This is a genomic window from Pantoea sp. F_5, from assembly GCF_008631595.1.
GTDB classification, from domain to species: Bacteria; Pseudomonadota; Gammaproteobacteria; order Enterobacterales; family Enterobacteriaceae; genus Pantoea; species Pantoea gossypiicola.
Genome location: NZ_VWUO01000002.1, coordinates 152052 through 172278, shown reverse-complemented (window position 1 = coordinate 172278; position 20227 = coordinate 152052). Strand labels below are relative to the sequence as shown.

General features: G+C 55.1%; 20 protein-coding genes. 2 read left to right on the top strand and 18 right to left on the bottom strand.

Annotated elements, in window-relative coordinates; translation table 11 throughout:
• Nucleotides 1–11: 11 nt before the first annotated feature.
• The 8 genes from F3I44_RS03315 to hinT form a co-directional block, all read right to left on the bottom strand.
• Nucleotides 12–1730 (bottom strand): ShlB/FhaC/HecB family hemolysin secretion/activation protein, encoded by a 1719-nt coding sequence (locus F3I44_RS03315; protein ID WP_150019292.1) that lies wholly within the window; start codon nt 1728–1730, stop codon nt 12–14.
• Between the two features lie 545 nt (nt 1731–2275).
• The gene (locus F3I44_RS03310; protein ID WP_150009695.1) at nt 2276–3580 is read right to left on the bottom strand and encodes an NAD(P)/FAD-dependent oxidoreductase; all 1305 of its coding nucleotides are present in this window, start codon (nt 3578–3580) and stop codon (nt 2276–2278) included.
• Between the two features lie 212 nt (nt 3581–3792).
• On the bottom strand, nt 3793–4335 hold the full coding sequence (gene ycfP, locus F3I44_RS03305; protein WP_150009697.1) for an alpha/beta hydrolase YcfP: 543 nt from the start codon (nt 4333–4335) through the stop codon (nt 3793–3795).
• Between the two features lie 40 nt (nt 4336–4375).
• A complete protein-coding gene (nagZ, locus tag F3I44_RS03300; RefSeq protein WP_150009699.1) occupies nt 4376–5416 on the bottom strand; it encodes a beta-N-acetylhexosaminidase in 1041 nt (346 codons plus the stop codon).
• Nucleotides 5417–5455: 39 nt separating this feature from the next.
• Nucleotides 5456–6238 (bottom strand): thiamine kinase, encoded by a 783-nt coding sequence (thiK, locus tag F3I44_RS03295; RefSeq protein WP_150009927.1) that lies wholly within the window; start codon nt 6236–6238, stop codon nt 5456–5458.
• Nucleotides 6239–6254: 16 nt separating this feature from the next.
• Nucleotides 6255–6854 carry a penicillin-binding protein activator LpoB gene (gene lpoB, locus F3I44_RS03290; protein WP_150009701.1) on the bottom strand — a complete coding sequence of 200 codons (600 nt, stop codon included), beginning with the start codon at nt 6852–6854 and terminating at the stop codon, nt 6255–6257.
• Nucleotides 6855–6865: 11 nt separating this feature from the next.
• The gene (locus F3I44_RS03285) at nt 6866–7234 is read right to left on the bottom strand and encodes a YcfL family protein (RefSeq protein ID WP_033732268.1); all 369 of its coding nucleotides are present in this window, start codon (nt 7232–7234) and stop codon (nt 6866–6868) included.
• 20 nt (nt 7235–7254) lie between these two features.
• A complete protein-coding gene (gene hinT / locus F3I44_RS03280) occupies nt 7255–7605 on the bottom strand; it encodes a purine nucleoside phosphoramidase (protein ID WP_013357465.1) in 351 nt (116 codons plus the stop codon).
• Between the two features lie 360 nt (nt 7606–7965).
• Between hinT and F3I44_RS03275 the strand changes: the two genes are divergently transcribed.
• Together F3I44_RS03275 and F3I44_RS03270 are read left to right on the top strand one after the other, a co-directional pair.
• Complete coding sequence (locus F3I44_RS03275; protein ID WP_150009703.1) at nt 7966–9564, top strand: MFS transporter; 1599 nt, start codon at nt 7966–7968, stop codon at nt 9562–9564.
• Nucleotides 9565–9567: 3 nt separating this feature from the next.
• A complete protein-coding gene (locus F3I44_RS03270) occupies nt 9568–10707 on the top strand; it encodes a glycoside hydrolase family 105 protein (protein ID WP_150009705.1) in 1140 nt (379 codons plus the stop codon).
• Between the two features lie 53 nt (nt 10708–10760).
• Here F3I44_RS03270 and ptsG read toward each other — a convergent pair whose 3' ends face one another.
• The 10 genes from ptsG to fabD form a co-directional block, all read right to left on the bottom strand.
• The gene (ptsG, locus tag F3I44_RS03265; RefSeq protein WP_150009707.1) at nt 10761–12197 is read right to left on the bottom strand and encodes a PTS glucose transporter subunit IIBC; all 1437 of its coding nucleotides are present in this window, start codon (nt 12195–12197) and stop codon (nt 10761–10763) included.
• A gap of 289 nt (nt 12198–12486) precedes the next feature.
• Complete coding sequence (locus F3I44_RS03260) at nt 12487–13278, bottom strand: metal-dependent hydrolase (RefSeq protein WP_150009709.1); 792 nt, start codon at nt 13276–13278, stop codon at nt 12487–12489.
• Nucleotides 13279–13296: 18 nt separating this feature from the next.
• The gene (gene holB / locus F3I44_RS03255) at nt 13297–14286 is read right to left on the bottom strand and encodes a DNA polymerase III subunit delta' (protein WP_150009711.1); all 990 of its coding nucleotides are present in this window, start codon (nt 14284–14286) and stop codon (nt 13297–13299) included.
• Complete coding sequence (gene tmk / locus F3I44_RS03250) at nt 14286–14918, bottom strand: dTMP kinase (RefSeq protein ID WP_150009713.1); 633 nt, start codon at nt 14916–14918, stop codon at nt 14286–14288. The genes holB and tmk overlap by 1 nt, the downstream gene beginning before the upstream one ends.
• Nucleotides 14908–15927, bottom strand: coding sequence for a cell division protein YceG (gene yceG / locus F3I44_RS03245; RefSeq protein ID WP_150009715.1), 1020 nt, complete (start codon nt 15925–15927; stop codon nt 14908–14910). The genes tmk and yceG overlap by 11 nt, the downstream gene beginning before the upstream one ends.
• Nucleotides 15924–16739 (bottom strand): aminodeoxychorismate lyase, encoded by an 816-nt coding sequence (gene pabC / locus F3I44_RS03240; RefSeq protein WP_150009717.1) that lies wholly within the window; start codon nt 16737–16739, stop codon nt 15924–15926. The genes yceG and pabC overlap by 4 nt, the downstream gene beginning before the upstream one ends.
• 91 nt (nt 16740–16830) lie before the next feature.
• Nucleotides 16831–18072 (bottom strand): beta-ketoacyl-ACP synthase II, encoded by a 1242-nt coding sequence (gene fabF, locus F3I44_RS03235; protein WP_150009719.1) that lies wholly within the window; start codon nt 18070–18072, stop codon nt 16831–16833.
• 85 nt (nt 18073–18157) lie between these two features.
• Nucleotides 18158–18394 carry an acyl carrier protein gene (gene acpP / locus F3I44_RS03230; protein WP_003849865.1) on the bottom strand — a complete coding sequence of 79 codons (237 nt, stop codon included), beginning with the start codon at nt 18392–18394 and terminating at the stop codon, nt 18158–18160.
• Between the two features lie 154 nt (nt 18395–18548).
• The gene (gene fabG / locus F3I44_RS03225; protein WP_150009721.1) at nt 18549–19283 is read right to left on the bottom strand and encodes a 3-oxoacyl-ACP reductase FabG; all 735 of its coding nucleotides are present in this window, start codon (nt 19281–19283) and stop codon (nt 18549–18551) included.
• Nucleotides 19284–19293: 10 nt separating this feature from the next.
• Entirely contained in the window at nt 19294–20226 is a 933-nt protein-coding gene (gene fabD / locus F3I44_RS03220; RefSeq protein ID WP_150009723.1) for an ACP S-malonyltransferase, read from the bottom strand.
• Nucleotide 20227: the final 1 nt, after the last annotated feature.

Genomic DNA, 20227 nt, shown 5'->3' with positions numbered 1-20227 from the left:
TGATAAAGGATTTAGTAGTTCCAGTTCACGCTAAAACCAAACGTCACAGGATCGGTTTTGAAGCCGTCCGGTTTTGACAAAGGCATACCGGCAAACAAGTCGTAACTGACACCGGCGGGCGTGAGGCCGCCGCGCAGCCCGATGACGCCGCCTGCCAGATGACGACCCAGTGGCCCACCCTGTGAGGCACTGTTGCCCCCTACCTCGCCATAGTCGGCACCCAGGTAGAGTTCCTGCGCAGGCAGCGGCGTCTGCCAGGCCAGCGTGTTCTGAACGGTCCAGCCCCGGCTGGCACTCAAGGTGCGTTCACCATCAAAACCGCGCACGGTCCAGCGATTGCCAATCGCGAACTCATCCTGCGGAGTCAGCGGGGTGTTGCTCATCTGGCGACGATATTGGATGTTGTAACTTAAATGCTGATTGCCCAGCGTGAACGGCGTGGTAAGTCCCGCCTGCCAGGTCAGAATTTTTGATAGCGCGGTGGCATAGGTGGAATCCTGATACGACTCCTCCCAGGCGGGCAGCGCGCCGAACCAGCGCGTGCCGCGCTGATAACTGACACCGGCGTCCAGCGTGGCGGGGCCGATATAGTGCCGGTGCGACAGGCCGAGTCGCCATGCGCTGGTACGACGCTGCTGGCTGGTAATTTCGGTGTCATTGATGAAGTTGCGTGACGCTTTGACCAGCACATCAGCGCTGACGGTGGTTCTGGCGGTCGCATTGCGGTAGATCACCCGACTGGCCTGAACATCCAGCGATCGGCTCTTACCGGCGTAGAGAAAATCGCGGCTGTAACCGGCAACCGTCTGATGATAGTCGTAGTCGCTGGCGGTAAGGCCAAACAGCCAGTAGCCCACAGGTACTGAGTAGTGTCCCGACAGGCTTTTGCTGCTTTTTCTGCCCGCAAATCCCAGGTCGCGGCTGGCGGTCAGGTAGAAGAGATCGCTGAGGGAGGTGGGATTATCCAGCGCCAGCATGATCCCGCTCTGGTAACGCCCGGTACTTTCGGTGCCGGAGTCATCCAGCCATGCGCCGAGTCGCCAGAAACGACGTTGCGTACGTTCAATCACAATGTCACTTTCACCTGGATTGAGACCAGGGCGCAGCGCCATGTGCGCCTCTACCGTCGGCAGACGCTGCAGGTTCTCCAGCCCCTGTTCGATATCCCGCAAATCCAGCAGATTGCCGGCATGGGCGGGTAATGCAAGCCACAGGCTGACGTAGCGGGATGAGGAAGGTGACAATTCCACATTGCGAATTTTGCCAGGTACGATTAGCAGGTGCAGAACGCCCTGACGCAGATCCTGCTGCGGAGCCAGTACGCGCGTTGTCACCCAGCCGTGATTAATCAGCCGGTTTTGCAGCGTGCCCATTAACTGGCTAATCCCTTTTACGCCCAGACAGTGACCATTCGCCTGACTGGCAAGACGTTGCAGAGGCACCCAGTGCGGCAGCGCTTCCTGCCCGGACAGGCTGACCTTCTGAATAACAAAGCAGGGGGTTTCCTGCGGAAACTTAAGACGGGATGGTGACGGAACCGTTTCTGAGAGACGCACATCAGGCACCTGCGGCATCAGCCGCTGCTGACGCGCTTTCTGTTGCGCCTGCTGATGCTGCAATTGCTCATCACCGGGTGCCGCCTGCACCGTGTGTACTGCCAGGGCGTTGATCAGCAGCGCGCAGGGCAGAAGTGCCAGCGCTGTGAAAAGTCCATTTTTATCGGGCCGCATAACCTATCCATGTGGTTAAGATGTTACAAAATGTATATAGCTGCTTACTTTGGGCACATTATGCCGCCGCAATCTTAAATCTCAAGAAAAAATGCAGAAAAACTTACATAAAACTTACAATAGCAAGCTGCGCACCCCGCTTAAAAACGTACCATCCCTTACCACAAATCCGCTTATAGCAGGGACAGAGGCCTGTTCAGGCACGCATCAGCTCGTATTAATTCGTCGACGCAGTAAGCTGCAGGAAGTCTGCGGCCCGGACTTTACGACTAAATGGATTGCGGCCCCGCTGGAAAAAAGGTTCACGATTTAATCTGACCAACCGGACTCACCTCTTATTTAAGGTGGCACGCAAATCCAGCCCCCCTCCCTGTCAGCCTGCGATCGTCACAGGAAATTCATTAAATCGTGTTAATCAATGTATGAATGCTGGCGAGATGAAGGTCTGTTTCCGCTGTCGGCATCGGTCTCATCCTCTTTTCAGGGCATAAAAAAGCCCCCTCTGAAATGAGGAGGCTCAGCCTTTACCAGATTAAGTGCAGTACTTAGTGCAGCTTAAGCCGCGGGCGGATAACCCGGTTGATGCTGCCGACCAGCATCATCAGGCCGGTTTTAAAGTAGCCATGCAGTGCGATCTGGTGCATACGATAAAGTGAGATGTAGACAAAGCGCGCAATGCGCCCTTCCACCATCATTGAACCGCGCATCAGGTTGCCCATCAGGCTGCCGACCGTACTGAAGCGGGAGAGCGACACCAGCGAACCATGATCTTTGTAAACATAAGCCTTCAGCGGTTTGCCCTGGCGCTGAGCAAGGATATTGTCCATTGCGCGTGAGGCCATCTGGTGCGCTGACTGGGCACGAGGCGGAACAAAGCCGCCGCCTGGCAATGCGCAGGAGGCGCAGTCGCCAATGGCGTAGATGTCATCATCCAGCGTGGTCTGCAGTGTTTCTTTCACCACCAGCTGATTGATGCGGTTGGTTTCCAGTCCGCCAATCTCTTTCAGGAAGTCCGGTGCTTTAATGCCCGCCGCCCAGACCATCAGATCGGCTTCAATAAACTCACCGCCTTTGGTATTCAGGCCGTTCTGCTCAGCGCTGGTCACCATAGTCTGCGTCAGAACGCGCACGCCCAGTTTGGTCAGCTCCTGATGCGCCGCAGCTGAGATGCGCGGTGGCAGTGCAGGCAGAATACGTTCACCCGCTTCAACCAGCGTCACATTCAGCGCTTCGCGTCCCAGGCCTTTGAATCCGTAGCTGTGCAGCTGTTTGACCGCATTATGCAGTTCCGCTGAAAGCTCAACGCCCGTTGCGCCGCCACCCACGATGGCGATGTTGACTTTTTCGACCTTGCCTTCGCTGGCGGAGAATTTCAGGAACAGGTTAAGCATCTCATTATGGAAACGACGCGCCTGATGCGGGTTATCCAGGAAGATGCAGTGATCTTTCACGCCAGGCGTACCGAAGTCATTGGAGGTGCTGCCCAGCGCCATGACCAGCTGGTCGTAGGCGACTTCGCGCTGTGGCACCAGCACTTCACCGTGCGCATCAAGCACTTCGGCCAGACGGATCACTTTGCGGCTGCGATCGATGTCGGTAAGCGAACCCAACTGGAATTCGAAACCGTGATTGCGGGCATGGGCAAGATAGCTCAGCGCATCAATGCCTTCATCCATCGAGCCGGTAGCGACCTCGTGCAGCAGCGGCTTCCAAAGATGGCTGTGGTTGCGATCGACCAGGATAATCTCGGCCTTCTTTTTACGACCCAGTTTATGGCCCAGCTGCGTTGCCATTTCCAGGCCGCCCGCTCCCCCTCCGACAATAACAATTCTCTTAACAGACGTAGTCAACAAAGACCCCCTCAAATTGTGAACCAAAAGTTAACCAAAGGTTAAATTAAACCTTAAGAAACATAGGGTTGGCGAAGTTAAAATCGCTATCTGCTCGCAGAATAGCATGGCGGGAAGGGGAGAACATAAGAATATTGATATACATCAAAGCGGGAAAATAAAACTCAGAGAATTACGCAATGAAAACAGGCACCTTGCGGTGCCTGCCTGACTTAACCTAATGTTTTGAAAGCTTTTATCCGTTGAAGGTGTGGGGATATATTTTTGAATTTATGCCCCTCGGTCTCGTCCCAGACAATTTCATAGAAGGGATGCAGCTGATCGGCGGTGCGCTGGCTGTCCAGCGCCTCATCCTGACGGGAGAGAAAGGTCAGACAGCGGTCACGATTACGTTCGCGAAAATCGCTGACGCATTTGGTGGCGATGTCCTGATACTCTTCTGGCCGGTCGATCTTCCCTTCCATGTTCTCCTGGGGAAACAGGTTGGGATTGAAGATTGCCTGCCGGATACCGCAAAGAAAACCGATGCGCTCTGACCAGAAGCCGCCCAGCCCGACGCCGCAAATCAGCGGACGGTCGTCGTCGGACAGCGTCAGCATTTTGTCCGTCTCTTTCAGCAGAAACTGCATGTCATGTTTAGGATGGCGGGTGCTGTAACTGATCAACCTGACGTCAGGGTCGATAAACTGCAGTTGCAGCACTTTTTCGTGATTGCCTGGACTGTTTGAATCAAAACCGTGCAGATAGATAATCATGTTAATCCTCAAGGTATCGATAGCGCCGGGCAATCCCTCCTTACCACGACGCTTTATGAGCCAGCCAGCGTTCCTGAAGTGCACTCAGTTGCCGGGCATTCTCTTTCCAGCGAGACGTTGCCTGCAGCGTATCGCGGGTCAATCTGCCTTGATGATACAGCTGCGTTACCCGCTCTGACCCGACCGGGATCAGGTTATCGAGCACACTGATAGCCCCCTGACGCTGATTACAGACCAGGATCATGTCGCAACCGGCAGAGAGGGACTGCTGTGCCCGCTCAGGATAGCTGCCCATGACCGCGGCACCTTCCATCGAGAGATCGTCGGAGAAAATCACGCCGCCGAAGCCCAGCTGCTCGCGCAACACGGTTTTGAGCCAGTAAGGCGAACCACTGGCGGGCAGCGGATCAACGTCGGTATAGATGACATGTGCAGGCATAATCGCATCCAGGGCCTGCTCGGTAATCAGCTTGCTGAAAATCGCCATGTCGTGCTCACGCAGCGTTTTTTCATCGCGTGGATCGCGTGGCGTCTCTTTATGCGAATCAGCGCTGACCGCGCCATGACCCGGAAAATGTTTACCTGTCGTTTTCATGCCTGCCTCATGCATCCCCGCAATAAAGCGGCGGGCAACGGCAAGCGCGATGGCGGGATCGGCATGGAAAGAACGATCGCCAATCGCAGCACTGATATGACCAATGTCGAGCACCGGCGCAAAGCTGATATCGATATCCATGGCAATCATCTCGGCCGCCATCTGCCAGCCCGCCTGCTGCGCCATTTCACCGGCGGTTTCTGGATCGTGAAGCGCCGCAAAAGATTGCATGGCGGGCAGTTGGGTAAAGCCGTCACGGAAACGCTGCACGCGACCGCCCTCCTGGTCCACCGCAATCACCAGCCTGGCGTGAGAGGCCGCGCGGATCTGCCGCACCAGCTCTGCCAGCTGGGCCGGGTCGTGATAGTTTCGGGCAAATAAAATTAAGCCGCCGACCAGTGGATGCTTAAGGATCTCGCGCTCTTCGCCATCCAGTTCATAACCCTCAACGTCGAGCATCAGTGGGCCGGGTAAATGTGATCTCATAACCTGAATCCTGTAGCGTTACGCCTCTGCGTGACGCGATTAAATCTGTTGCCAGCTCTGTCGAGCCATCTGTTGTAGTGCTTCATCGTCACACTGAGCGGCACGCAGCTGATACCAGCTCGCTATCAGTAACCGCAGCCAGGGCTGCCAGCGTCTGACCTGCTGAACCAGGGCATCAGGCGGCAGCCGCATTGCCGCAGCGTAGTCCATTAGCCAGTCGGCCTGGTTTTGCGGATCGCTGGCGCAGAGTGCGGCCAGCTCCAGCGCCACATCACCATCCGCGGCATATTCCCAGTCAATCAGATGCAGCCCTGTCTCGCCCTGGATAATATTCCCGGCATGCACGTCCATATGCAGGGGTGCCAGCCTCAGCGGCTGAGGTTCGCCCCGCTGCGTCAGCCGCCGGAGCGCCCGCAGCCAGCGATGATTGCGCTGTGGAACCTGCTGCCAGTACCGCCAAAGCAGCGGCAGTAGCGACAGACGATAGCCGGTCAGCGGCTGCTGGTGCAGCTGTTGCAGCAGAGTAACAACCTGCGGACGCTGCTGGCTGAAGCGCTGTTCATCCAGCGCCTCGCCAGGACACCAGCTCAGCACATTCCCCTGTCGATGGCCTGCAACAGGCTGGGGGGCCAGTCCGCTGGCGCGCAGTTTTCGTAACAGACGATACTCGCGCTGCCGGTCAACAAAGGGAATCGACGGCTGAGGTGCCGCCCGCGCGACAAAGAGACCACGCGGACTGACAATTTTCTGACTGTGCCCGGTCAGCCCGGCGAGCGGAAGCGATGTCGTTCTCTCTGGCTCGCCGGTGACCTGACGAATCATCCGCGAAAACGCGGAATCAATGCTGTGCAATGCCGTTGCCGGACCAGATGATTTCGCCGGTCTGCACCAGCATCAGCTGCATCTGCAGGGTTGGCGCTTTTACATCGCCGCGTGCGTTACTGTAGAGCACGTACTGGGCGTTAACGTTGCGTGCCAGACCAATCGCTTTACTGCGCGAGTTCAGGCTGTCATCCGGCGATAAACCCAGCGTCTGTTTGGCCTGCGCCAGTTGATCGGCAGAAACCAGCGTGAATTTGCCGTTGTTGTTCAGCGCATTCTGGATAGCCGCTGTGGCTTTCTCGCTTTGCAGCGCGCCATTGGTGCTGTTTTTGATGCGGTCAACCAGCAGCACGCTGCCTGGCTCGGCGCTGGTCGCCTGCAGCATCTGCGCCACCAGCGGCTGTACACTGGCATCCCAGTTGATAGTGACCAGCTTCGGTGGCTGTGGCACAGGCTGAGGCTGCGGTTGTGGCACCGGCTCAGGTTGCGGAACAGGCTGCACCGGCTCTGCTGGCTGGGTCGGTTCAACCGTGGCGGGCTGCTGCTGTTTCACGACACAGCCGGTCAGTATGAGCGCCATCAGAAGCGCTCCGGTACGATTAACACTGCGTATCACGTAGAAAATCCTTAAAGATAGAGATAAAGACGAACCTTGCTGGCAGTCAGGTTACCCAGCTGCGAGGTGGCGACAATACTGCCCTGCGCCGGAACGGTAACGGTCTGCGCCGGTTCCTGCGGAGTGATTTCCAGACCTTTGTCGTCATACCAGTAATAACGATAGTGCACAACGACCGGTGTTTCGCGCTGATTATAGAGCACGCTGGTAGCACGTTTCAGTCCATCGTTCTCATCCAGCGTCGGTTCATCGGTAATGATCCCTGCTGACAGCACAGAAGACTCCATCACCAGCGACTGTGAGGTATTGATCATCGGTTTTTCACTGCTGCAGGCCGTCAGGCAGAGCAGGATCGGCAGGCCAGTCAGCCAGGATCGCATAGCATTTTTCCGTTATCAGGTCAGTCAGAGAGCATCGGGCCCAGCGGTTCGCCGCCCAGCAGATGCATATGGATGTGATAGACCTCCTGACCACCATGTTGATTGCAGTTCACAATCAGCCGATAACCATTCTGATCGATCCCTTCCTGACGGGCGATTTTCGCTGCGGTGGTAAACATGCGTCCCAGCGCATGCTCATGGGCCGCTTCCGCCTCGTTGACCGTTGGGATCAGCACATTTGGCACGATTAAAATATGGGTCGGTGCTTTAGGCGAAATATCGCGGAAAGCCGTAACCAGTTCATCCTGATAAACCACATCAGCGGGGATTTCGCGACGGATAATTTTACTAAAAATGGTTTCTTCAGCCATGGTGCAATTCCTTGAGCCTGAGTCGTAATCAATCAGTATGCGGGAGAAATTTGTTTTCTTTCAACCTCAGTACCACTTTTCTTGCATTGTTCACCTGCCTTTCCAGTAGCCCCTCTCCTCTGTCACCTGAACAGCATTCCTGGTGTCCACAAGGCGCATGCCATACCAGTAAAATGAAACGCTGTTTTATAAATTAGAATTTCGCCACCCTTTTCTTTATATGGCTGCCACTTCAGCCCGGGCGTTAGCCAAATTGCGAAGGTTTAGCCGCCCTGTCAGCTCTACTTTGCTAATCAGTCCGGGTGAGAAGTCCGGCATCACCAGGGATATACCGCCATATAACATCAAGGAGCATCAGCTATGCGCTCACGTAAAATTGGTCTTGGCCACTATCTGGCCTATGGTTCCGGAGATTTTCTCGGAGCAGGCACCACGGCACTCACAGCCGCCTGGTTGCTCTATTTTTATACCACCTTCTGTGGATTAACCCCGATTCAGGCCACCTTGATCTTTGCTACCGCTCGCGTGCTGGATGCCGTGGTCAGCCCACTCATGGGCTTTATTACCGACAACTTTGGCTCAACCTGGCTGGGCAAACGCTTTGGCCGCCGCAAATTTTTTATCCTGCTCGGCATACCCTGTGTATTCAGTTATAGCCTGATGTGGGTCAGCGACATGAACTTCTGGTGGTATCTCTGCACTTACCTGCTGTTTGATATCGTCTACACCATGATCCTCGTGCCTTATGAAACGCTGGTACCGGAAATGACTGACGATTTCAAACAGAAAACCCGGTTCTCCGGTGCGCGTATTGGTCTGGCGCAGCTCTCAGCCATACTGGCCGCATTTTTACCCGGCATTTTACTGGGTATGCTGGGCAAAGATAATCCCGACTCCTTCTTCTACGCCAGCATGGTGTTCTCGGTAATCTGCGCACTGGTGCTGACGCTGGTGTGGTGCTTTACCTGGGAACGTCACCCGGATGATTTCTCTGCCGAGTCGCGGCGTGCTGAGCAGGAAAAACAGCAGCTGACGCTGATGCAGAATCTTAAACGGCTGTACGTTGAGCTGGCCTCAACTTTACGTATTCGCATCTTCCGCCAGCACCTTGGCATGTACCTCGGTGGCTATATCGCCCAGGATGTTTTTAATGCCGTCTTTACCTGGTATGTGGTGTTTGTGCTGATGCAGAGTGCTCAGGTTGCCTCCAGCCTGATGGGTACCATGGCAGTGCTGCAGTTTATTGCTGTGATGGCGATGATCCCGCTCTGTATCCGCATGGGGCCTGCACCTGCCTACCGTCTGGTGGCTATCCTGTTTGGTGTGGCAGCACTCTCCTATGCCGGACTGTGGTATGCCGGCATGAATGACAACATGTCACTGCTGTTAGTCATTTCTGCCTTGGCCGGTCTGGGACGTGGCGGCATTAACTATGTGCCATGGAACACCTACACCTATATCGCGGATGTCGATGAGGCCATCACCGGTCAGCGCCGTGAAGGCATTTTTGCTGGCATTATGACGCTGACGCGTAAAGCGTCGCAGGCGGGTGCCGTCATGCTGGTCGGTATCGTGCTGCAGCTCTCTGGTTTTGTCTCTGGTCAGGCAACCCAGGTACCCGGCGTCAGCCACACTATCCTGGCGATCCTGAGTATCGGTACAGTAGCCGTTCTGGCCTGCGGTTTTATCGTGTCACTTCGCTTTAAACTTAATCTACAGACCCATACTGTTCTGCGCCAGGAAACGCTGAAAATGCGCGAAGCGGACCGCATCGTGCCGGAAAGCATCACCCCGGAAGCACGCGGAATCGTTGAAACACTGGCTGGCATGCCTTACGAAAATCTGTGGGGCAACAACAACATTGGCTTTCTTAACCGTAATAAGCCAGCACCTGAAAAATTGTCCGCGCCCCCCTCTTTACACCCTTCTATAAACTCGACCTTAAAACGACAGGAATAAACCATGACTGTATTTCCCGTTAAACACAGCAAATTATTGTGCCAACCTGAGCATCTGCTGCCACGCAGCGAACTGGTACAGCTGATTCAAAAGCTGACACAAAATCTGGTTAACATCACCGATGAGACAGGCGAATTTTTATTGCGGCTGGACGATGGCCGGGTGATTGATACCAAAGGCTGGGCGGGTTGGGAATGGACTCATGGCATCGGTCTGTATGGCATGTTGCACTACTATCAGCAAACCGGCGACCAGCAGACGCTGGCGATCATTGATGAGTGGTTTACTGAGCGTCTGGCAGAAGGAACGCCGACCAAAAATGTGAATACCGTTTGTCCTTTTCTGACGCTGGCTTACCGTTATGAAGAGACCGGTAACCCGGCCTGGGTGCCGGTGCTTGAGCGCTGGGCTGAGTGGGTGATGTATGAAATGCCGCGCACCGAACAGGGCGGCCTGCAGCACATCGTCTATAACAATGAAAACAGTCAGCAGCTCTGGGACGATACGCTGATGATGAGCGTAATGGCGCTGGCCAAAATCGGCCAGTTGCTGAAACGCGACGAGTGGGTGGAAGAAGCGAGCTATCAGTTCCTGCTGCACACCCAGTATCTGATGGATCGCGAAACCGGCTTATGGTTCCACGGCTGGAACTTCGATGGCCGTCATAACTTTGCTGATGCACGCTGGGCGCGTGGCAACAGCTGGGTAACGATTGTGATTCCTGACTTCCTGGAGATGATGAACTGGCCTGAGCATCATGCTACCCGCCGCTTCCTGCAGCAGGTGCTGGAAACCCAGGTCAAAGCGCTCAAGGCCTGTCAGCACAGCAGCGGCTTGTGGCACACTCTGCTTGATGATCCAGACAGCTACCCGGAAGCCTCCGCCACGGCAGGATTTGCTTATGGCATTCTGAAAGGGGTTCGCAAGCGCTATCTCCCTGCTGAATACCGGGAGGTAGCGGAAAAAGCGTTGCGCGGCGTGATTGCGAATATCGATGACGATGGCGAGCTGAAACAGGTTTCTTTTGGTACCGCGATGGGCAGTGACCTGGACTACTACCGCACGGTTCCTCTCACCTCGATGCCCTACGGTCAGGCAATGGCCCTGCTCTGCCTGACTGAGTATCTGCGCGTTTACCTGTAACACGTGCCAAAAAAAAGCCCCGCTAAGCGGGGCTTTTTCATTACTCTGAATCATTACATACTGCGGATGTAATCATCCATATCGGTTTTCAGGTTGTCAGATTTAGTCCCGAAAATTGCCTGAACGCCGGAACCGGCAACCACTACGCCACGAGCGCCGAGGTTTTTCAGTTCAGTCTGATCCACTTTCGCGACATCGGCGACGCTGACGCGCAAACGGGTGATACAGGCATCCAGGTTAGTGATGTTCTCTTTACCACCAAACGCCGCCACCAGCTTGCCCGCCATCTCTGTACCGGTCGCGGTAGATTGCTCGCTGCTGCTGCTCTCTTCACGGCCAGGTGTTTTCAGATCCAGTTTGGCGATCAGCACACGGAACACGGTGTAGTAAATCAGGCCATAGATGATACCGACAATCGGGAACAGCCAGATTTTGCTGCTGTTGCCGCTCAGCACGATAAAGTCGATAAGACCGTGTGAGAAGCTGGTGCCATCACGCATACCAAGCAGGATACAGATTGGGAATGCCAGACCTGCCAGTAGCGCATGGATCACATACAGGATCGGTGCGACGAACATGAATGAGAATTCAATCGGTTCGGTGATACCGGTCAGGAATGCGGTCAGCGCGGCGGAGATCATAATACCGCCCACTTTAGCGCGATTTTCAGGCTTCGCTGAGTGCCAGATAGCAATCGCTGCCGCTGGCAGACCGTACATTTTGAACAGGAAGCCGCCAGAGAGTTTGCCTGCTGTCGGGTCACCCGCCATGTAGCGTGGGATATCACCGTGGAACACCTGACCTGCCGCATTGGTGTATTCACCAATCTGCATCTGGAAAGGAACGTTCCAGATGTGATGCAGACCAAACGGCACCAGTGCACGTTCGATTACACCATAAATACCAAAGGCGACAACCGGGTTCTGATAGGCCGCCCACTGTGAGAATTCCTGAATCGCGGAACCAATCGGTGGCCAGATAAAGGAGAGCAGCACGCCGAGAATGATAGCGGCCAGACCGGAGATAATTGGCACAAAGCGTTTACCGGCAAAGAAGCCCAGATATTCCGGCAGCTTAATGCGATAGAAGCGGTTGAACATATAAGCGGCGATGGAGCCCGCGATAATACCGCCCAGAACGCCGGTGTCGGCGAGGTGTTTAGCCTCGATCTCTGCCGCAGGCATATGCAGCACCAGCGGCGCAACCACCGCCAGGGTTTTCACCATGATGCCATAGGCAACCACTGCTGCCAGCGCCGAAACGCCATCGTTATTGGTAAAGCCCAGTGCCACACCGATAGCAAAAATCAGCGGCATGTTGGCGAACACCGATCCACCCGCTTCTGCCATTACATGCGAAACCACTGCAGGTAACCAGCTGAAATTGGCTGAACCGACCCCTAACAAAATACCGGCAATCGGCAGAACCGATACCGGCAGCATCAGCGATTTACCGACCTTTTGAAGGTTGGCAAAAGCATTTTTGAACATAGCGTGAAGCTCCTGAGTATGAGTGCATATTTGCGCAGTGCGCGTGGCAAAGAGGGAGGATTCTTTACCGGGCTGGCGGTGACCGCCTTTTGATTTATTACGAAGGGTAAAATAAATCCCGTTTTGTTACTTTGATGGCTATCACGTTTCGACAATCACAAGGGCGCACTTTACGAAATTTCTCACTGATGTGCATCGGTAATTGACGATAAAAAGCTGACCCTGTCTGAAAAAACAGGGTCATACAGGCAGGTTACAGATTAATTACAGAGGCTGAAATAAAAGCCGGTTATGCGCCGAGCTGGCTCATCGGGATATGGAACAGCGTTGAGAAGTTTTGCGTGGTGGCGGCAGCCAGCGTTTCCACATCGACACCTTTCAGAACCGCCAGGTAATCGGCAACATCGCGTGTATAAGCAGGCTGATTCTCTTTGCCACGATACGGCACGGGTGCCAGATAAGGTGAATCCGTTTCCACCAGCATCCGGTCCAGCGGCACATAACGCGCAGCTTCGCGTAACTGTTCTGCATTACGGAATGTAACGATACCGGAAAAGGAGATATAAAAGCCCATATCGAGCAGCTTAGCAGCGGTGGGCTGATCCTCAGTGAAACAGTGCAGCACGCCGCCACAGCGTTCAACCTGCTCTTCACGCAGAATCGCCAGCGTATCTTCACGCGCATCACGCGTGTGGACGATAATCGGTTTATTGAGCGCAATCCCGGTTCGGATATGTTCCCGGAACGAGCGCTGCTGCTGATCTTTGGTCTCTGGCTGATAGTGATAATCCAGCCCGGTTTCACCGAGCGCTACCACCTGAGGATCGGCAGAGAGCCGGCGAAACTCTTCAACGTCATAGGCCTCTTCCTGATTCAGCGGATGCACGCCGCAGGAGAGAGCAATATTTTTCCGATCGCCGACCAGGTTTTTCAGGGTATGGAAACCCGGCAACGTGGTGGCGATGGCCAGCATAAATTTCACATCACGTGCCGCCGCTTTAGCGATCACATCATCAAGGTCACGATGGTTCTTTTCATAATCCAGGCCATCGAGATGGCAATGGGAATCTACAATAAACATAATTACTCTCAGATAGGTTTAACCGATCAGCGCGGGCTTCTGTTTGTCCGCCCAGCTCAGAAGCTGATCGGTCAGTAATAATTCGCGATTCACTGACGCCACTTGCAGTAACTGCTCGCGACAGCGCATCCATGCCAGAGTACTGCTGTTGAGCGCGCTGGCTGAAAAATATCCGGCCAGCAGCTGTACCACATCCTGGCGGTCAATATTACTCAGCCACTGACCTGCATTTTGCTGCCATTTCATCGCATCCAGCAGTAAAGAGAGCAGCCAGCCGATACGTGCTGCCGCATCGTCAGCATTCAGCGCAGGTAATAGTTGCAGGATGTCCTGCTGCAACGCCGCAGGCAGCGCATCGCAAAGTTTTTGCCGCGCCTGCCACGGCCCGTTTTCCAGCAGGCTCAGCGCCGCGCCAGGCGCGCCTGCGCTCAGGCGTAGCGCCGCCAGCAGCATCTGTTCATCCTGCGAGGACTGTTTCTTCAGCCAGAGCAGGCTTTGTCCCTCATCGGGCGGCGTCAGATGCAGCGTCATACAGCGGCTGCGCAGCGTGGCCAGCAGACGTGACGGATCGCGGCTGCTGAGGAAGAACCAGCTGTTGGCTGGCGGCTCTTCCAGCGTTTTCAGCAGGGCGTTAGCGGCCGCTTCCGAAAGCTGTGCTGCATCCGGCAGCCAGACCACTTTCGCGCCGCCCTGCTGGCCAAAGTGATACATTTTTTCTGTCACCTGCCGCACCGCATCGATGCCCAGGGTACTTTTGCCCTTCTCAGCCTCTAACCGATACCAGTCAGGGTGAGTATTGGCCTGCATCAGCTGGCAACCGTGGCACGCTCCGCAACTTTTCAGTCCATCCGGCTGCTGGCACATCAGCCAGCGGCTTATCCCCCAGACCAGCGCGTCATCGCCCATCCCAGCCATCGCCTGGATCAACAGCGCATGATGCGCGCGATTCTCCTGATGCTGGCCAATCACCTGGCGATAAGGCTGATTCAGCCACGGATACCAGTTCATCACGCCTGCTCCGCCAGCCAGCGGTCCAGCGCCACCTGAAGTGACGCTGTCACCTCTGTCAGCGACTGAGTGGCATCGATGGTCAGGATAGTGGGATCGTCTGCGGCCAGCGCCAGATAGCGTGTACGGGTACGTTCAAAGAAGCGCAGCGACTCCTGCTCGATCCGATCCAGCTCACCGCGCGCACGGGCGCGCTGCAGACCGATTTCAGGCGTGACATCAAGATAGAGCGTCAGATCGGGACGGAAATCACCCAGGACCGCATCGCGCAGCGTCTGCATCAGTCCGCTGTCAAGACCACGGCCACCCCCCTGATAAGCCTGAGAGGAGAGATCGTGACGATCGCCGATTACCCAGGCACCGCGAGCCAGCGCCGGTTTAATCACCGTCTCTACCAGCTGAACCCGCGCGGCATAGAGCATCAGCAGTTCGGCTTTATCCGTCACCTGCTCACCCTCAATGCCCTGCTTAACCAAAACCCGGAGCTGTTCTGCCAGCGGCGTACCGCCAGGCTCACGGGTATAAACCAGATCACTGATGCCACGAGCGCGCAGCGTAGCGACGATGGCGTCGCGTGCGGTGGTTTTTCCAGCGCCTTCCAGGCCTTCGATGACGATAAACTTACTGTTCATTTTTTTCCTTCAGCGTCTGCCGGTAGACCTGCACCGCCTTATTATGGCTGGCGAGATTGGTGGTAAACGTATGCCCGCCCTTGCCGTCTGCAACAAAGTAGAGATAGTTAGTTTTCTCGGGATGAGCCGCTGCCTGCAGTGAGGCTTTGCCGGGCATCGCGATCGGTCCCGGCGGCAGACCATTAATGATATAGGTATTGTACGCGCTGGCCGTCTCAAGATCTTTGCGGGTCAGCGTACCGCTATAGCTGTCACCCATGCCGTAGATCACCGTGGGATCGGTCTGCAAACGCATACCTGTGCGCAGGCGATTGATAAACACCGAGGCCACGCGCGCGCGCTCTTCGCTGACGCCGGTCTCTTTCTCGATGATCGAGGCCATGGTCACCAGATCCTGTGGCGTTTTGTACGGCAGATTATCTGCCCGTCCCTGCCACACCTCATCGATGGTTTTCTTCATCCGATCATGCGCGCGTTGCAGCAGCGCCATATCTGTCGTGTTGGCGGTGTAGAGATACGTGTCCGGGAAGAAGTTGCCCTCCAGTTGCTCAGGCTCCACATTGAGTGCGCTGGCAAGAGTGGCGAACTGATCATCTTTCAGAGTGTGGCGGATATAGGGCGCTTTACGCAGCTCGCTGAGCCACTCTTTCAGCCGCTGCCCCTCCACAAACCGTACCGGGAACTGCGCCTCTTTACCACTCGCCAGCAGCTGTAACAGCGAGCGTACGGTCATGGCCGGTTCAAGGCGATAGGTGCCCGCTTTAAAGGTCGCCAGCTCCGGCTCCAGCCGCAGCAGCGCGCCAAACCAGATATTGTGAGGAATGATGTTTTTCTCTTCCAGCTGCGCCTGGAGCGCGACCCGGCCCGTACCGGCTGGCAATGTGAAGATTGTTTCCTGCTTAATGCTCAACGGGGTAGCGGCAAACTGCTTAACCTGCCAGTAACTCAGCACAGCCGCAAGACCCACAATCGCCAGCAGGCTGACGAGAATTTTTTTGCTTCGAATCATGATGCATCCATTATCTTTTTACAGCCTGCGTGCAACTGATTAAACAGCGAGCGCTCAGTAAACTGTACGGCTTCTATCTGTCGGACCGGCAGAACCGGCATCAGCGCGTTACATATCACCACTTCATCAGCGGCCAGCAGCTGTGCCGGTGCGCTTTTTATCACCTGACAAGCCTGACCTGCTGCTGCAAGTTGCGCCATCAGACTTCGCCGCATAATGCCATCCACGCCTGACGCGGAGACATCAGGCGTAAAAATTTGCCCGCCCTGCCGCCAGAATAAATTGGCCGCACAGCATTCCACCACCCAACCTTCAGTGTCAAGCACCAGCGCCTCGTCAGCGTCTGTCTGGTCAAGATGAGCCCGAATCATCACCTGCTCCAGTCGGTTAAGGTGCTTGATACCCGCAAACTGCGGGTTTCGCGCCAGACGAATCGGACTCAGCCGGAGTGAAGCACCATGCTGTTGTAACCCGGCATAGTGTTGCGGCCAGGGCGCTAATGAGACGATGCGCGTGGGTTCACCACAGACAGGGCGGCTATAACCCCGTCCGCCGCTGCCGGCACTGATAATCACTTTCAGCACCGCCTGCGCCTGCTCGTGCGCGGCCTGTCTCATCTCAGCCTCAAGCTGATCCCAGTCGACACCGCCGATCCATAACCGCTCGCAGCCCGCTTTGAGGCGCTGCATATGACTCTCCAGCAGCAGGATTTTACCCTGGCACACGGCGGCGGTAGTAAAGCAGCCATCGCCGAACTGCAGGCCGCGGTCGCTGGCAGCCAGCGTCGATTGTTTAACCCCGTTAATCCACATCGTTCTCTCCTGAGCGTGAGACGTGATTTCAGCGCATTCTGCAGGATAAAAAAAGGCCCGCATCGCGGGCCTTTTTAGCAATCTGCAACGATTACACTTTACGGAAGATCAACGAACCGTTGGTTCCGCCGAAACCGAAGGAGTTGCACAGGGTGTACTCCAGTCCAGGAACCTGACGCGCGGTGTGCGGCACGAAGTCGAGATCGCAGCCCTCATCCGGGTTATCCAGGTTAATGGTCGGTGGAACGGCCTGGTCGCGCAGTGCCAGAATCGAGTAAATTGATTCAACAGCGCCTGCGGCACCCAGTAAATGTCCGGTCATTGATTTGGTTGAGCTAACCATGACACTGCTGGCTGCTGCCCCGAAGACCGATTTCACCGCCTGCGCTTCCGCTTTATCACCGGCTGGCGTGGAAGTACCGTGCGCGTTGACGTAGCCAATCTGCTCTGGCGTAAGCTGAGCATCACGCAGCGCATTGATCATTGCCGCTGCGGCACCTGAACCATCTTCTGGTGGTGAAGTCATGTGGTAGGCATCACTGCTCATACCAAAACCTACGATTTCTGCGTAGATTTCCGCACCACGTTTCTTCGCATGTTCGTACTCTTCGAGTACCACAATGCCAGCGCCGTCACCCAGCACAAAACCGTCACGATCTTTATCCCACGGGCGGCTGGCCGCTTGCGGGTTATCGTTACGGGTTGAGAGAGCGCGTGCTGCACCAAAACCACCGACACCTAATGGCGTACTGGCCTTCTCTGTGCCACCCGCCAGCATCACGTCAGCATCGTTATAGGCGATGATACGTGCGGCATGACCGATGTTATGCACACCAGAAGTACAGGCTGTCGCGATAGAGATGCTTGGACCTTTCAGGCCATACATGATGCTGAGATGACCCGCCACCATGTTAACGATGGTTGAAGGCACAAAGAATGGGCTGATTTTACGCGGGCCACCGTTGACCAGTGAGGTATGATTCTCTTCAATCAGACCTAAGCCACCGATGCCGGAGCCAATTGCTGCGCCCATACGGCTTGCATTTTCTTCGGTAATAACCAGACCGCTGTCCTGCATGGCCTGCATACCGGCCACAATGCCGTACTGGATGAAGGCATCCATCTTGCGCTGATCTTTGCGCGAGATGTAGTCATCACAATTAAAATCTCTTACCAGGCCTGCAAAACGGGTTGCATAAGCACTGGTATCAAAATGGTCGATCAGGGTAATGCCGCTCTGACCGGCAAGGAGAGCACTCCAGGTAGACTCTACGGTATTGCCGACAGGAGACAACATGCCAAGACCAGTCACAACTACACGACGCTTAGACACGTTCGTCCTCCAGGGAGGGGAAATAGGGAACTATGTGGGACAAACAAAAAAATCAGGCGGTCGAGCGACCGCCTGAAGATATTCATTAGCCTTTATGGCTATTGATGTAGTCGATCGCTGCCTGAACGGTAGTGATTTTCTCAGCTTCTTCGTCTGGAATCTCAGTATCAAACTCTTCTTCCAGAGCCATCACCAGCTCAACGGTATCAAGAGAATCGGCACCCAGGTCTTCTACGAAAGATGCAGAGTTGGTGACTTCTTCCTCTTTCACACCCAGCTGCTCACTGATGATTTTCTTAACGCGTTGTTCGATATCGCTCATACTATTTAATTTCCTATCAAAACTCGCTTACGCGATGGTTTTCGTAGTGTATAAAATGGTGAAAAAGATGCAACAAAATCCCGGCTGGTCGAACCACGATTTTGCGTTATTTTGCGGTTTTAACCGCAAATAAAGCAAATGATTTCGTGATTTATCAAACCATGTACATTCCGCCATTGACGTGCAGCGTTTCACCTGTGATGTAGGCTGCTTCGTCAGAGGCTAAAAATGCCACAGCATTGGCGATTTCCTGCGCTTCGCCTAAGCGACCCGCAGGGACTTCCGCCAAAATACCGGAACGTTGATCTTCGTTCAGTGCCCGCGTCATGTCAGTCTCAATAAAGCCTGGAGCCACGACGTTGACGGTAATGCCACGTGACGCGATTTCGCGCGCCAGTGATTTGCTAAAACCAATCAAACCTGCCTTTGCTGCTGCGTAGTTTGCCTGGCCCGCGTTACCCATGGTGCCAACAACGGAACCAATGGTGATGATACGGCCCACGCGCTTTTTCATCATGGCACGCAGGACCGCCTTAGAAAGGCGGAATACCGATGTGAGGTTAGTATCCAGGATATCCTGCCACTCATCGTCCTTCATGCGCATGAGAAGATTATCACGCGTAATGCCTGCATTATTGACTAAAATATCCACTTCGCCAAATTCAGCGCGAATATTCTCTAAAACGCTGTTAATTGAATCAGCGTCAGTCACGTTCAGTAACAGGCCTTTACCCTTGTCGCCAAGGTAAGCACTGATGGCGTCGGCGCCACTCTGGCTGGTTGCAGTTCCTACCACTTTCGCACCACGTGCCGCCAGTGTTTCTGCAATCGCACGACCAATGCCGCGACTCGCGCCGGTAACCAGCGCAACTTTACCTTCAAAGCTCATGATTTTCCTCTTATTCCTTACCGAGTGCAGCCGTCAGGGATGCCGTATCGTTAACGGCAGCCGCTGTCAGGCTATCGACAATACGTTTGGTCAGACCGGTCAGGACTTTACCTGGACCCATCTCCAGCAGCTGTGTCACGCCCTGTGCCGCCATCGCCTCCACGCTCTCGGTCCAGCGAACCGGGCTGTAGAGCTGACGAACCAGCGCATGACGGATGGCAACAGCGTCAGTTTCCGCTGTCACATCGACGTTATTGATCACCGGCACTGCAGGGGCATTAAACGTAATGCTTTCCAGGGCAACGGCCAGTTTATCGGCAGCGGGCTTCATCAGTGCGCAGTGAGAAGGCACGCTGACCGGCAGCGGCAGAGCACGCTTAGCGCCCGCAGCTTTACAGGCAGCACCCGCACGTTCAACGGCTTCTTTGTTACCCGCAATAACCACCTGGCCCGGCGAGTTGAAGTTAACCGGTGAAACAACCTGACCCTGCGCGCTCTCTTCACAGGCTTTACGAATAGCCGCGTCATCCAGGCCAATAATTGCCTGCATTGCGCCGGTGCCTTCTGGCACCGCTTCCTGCATCAGTTTGCCACGCAGTTCAACCAGCTTCACCGCATCGGCAAAGTTAAGCACACCCGCACAAACCAGCGCCGAATATTCGCCCAGGCTGTGACCTGCCATCAGGACAGGCTGTTCACCGCCCTGCTGCTGCCAGACACGGTAGATGGCTACAGAGGCGGCTAACAGTGCAGGCTGAGTCTGCCAGGTTTTGTTCAGCTCTTCAGCCGGACCCTGATTCACTAACTGCCACAAGTCATAGCCCAGCGCATCAGAGGCTTCACGGAAGGTCTCTTCTACCAGCGGATATGTCGCTGCTAATTCAGTCAGCATGCCCACGGTCTGTGAACCCTGACCCGGAAAAACAAATGCAAATTGCGTCATC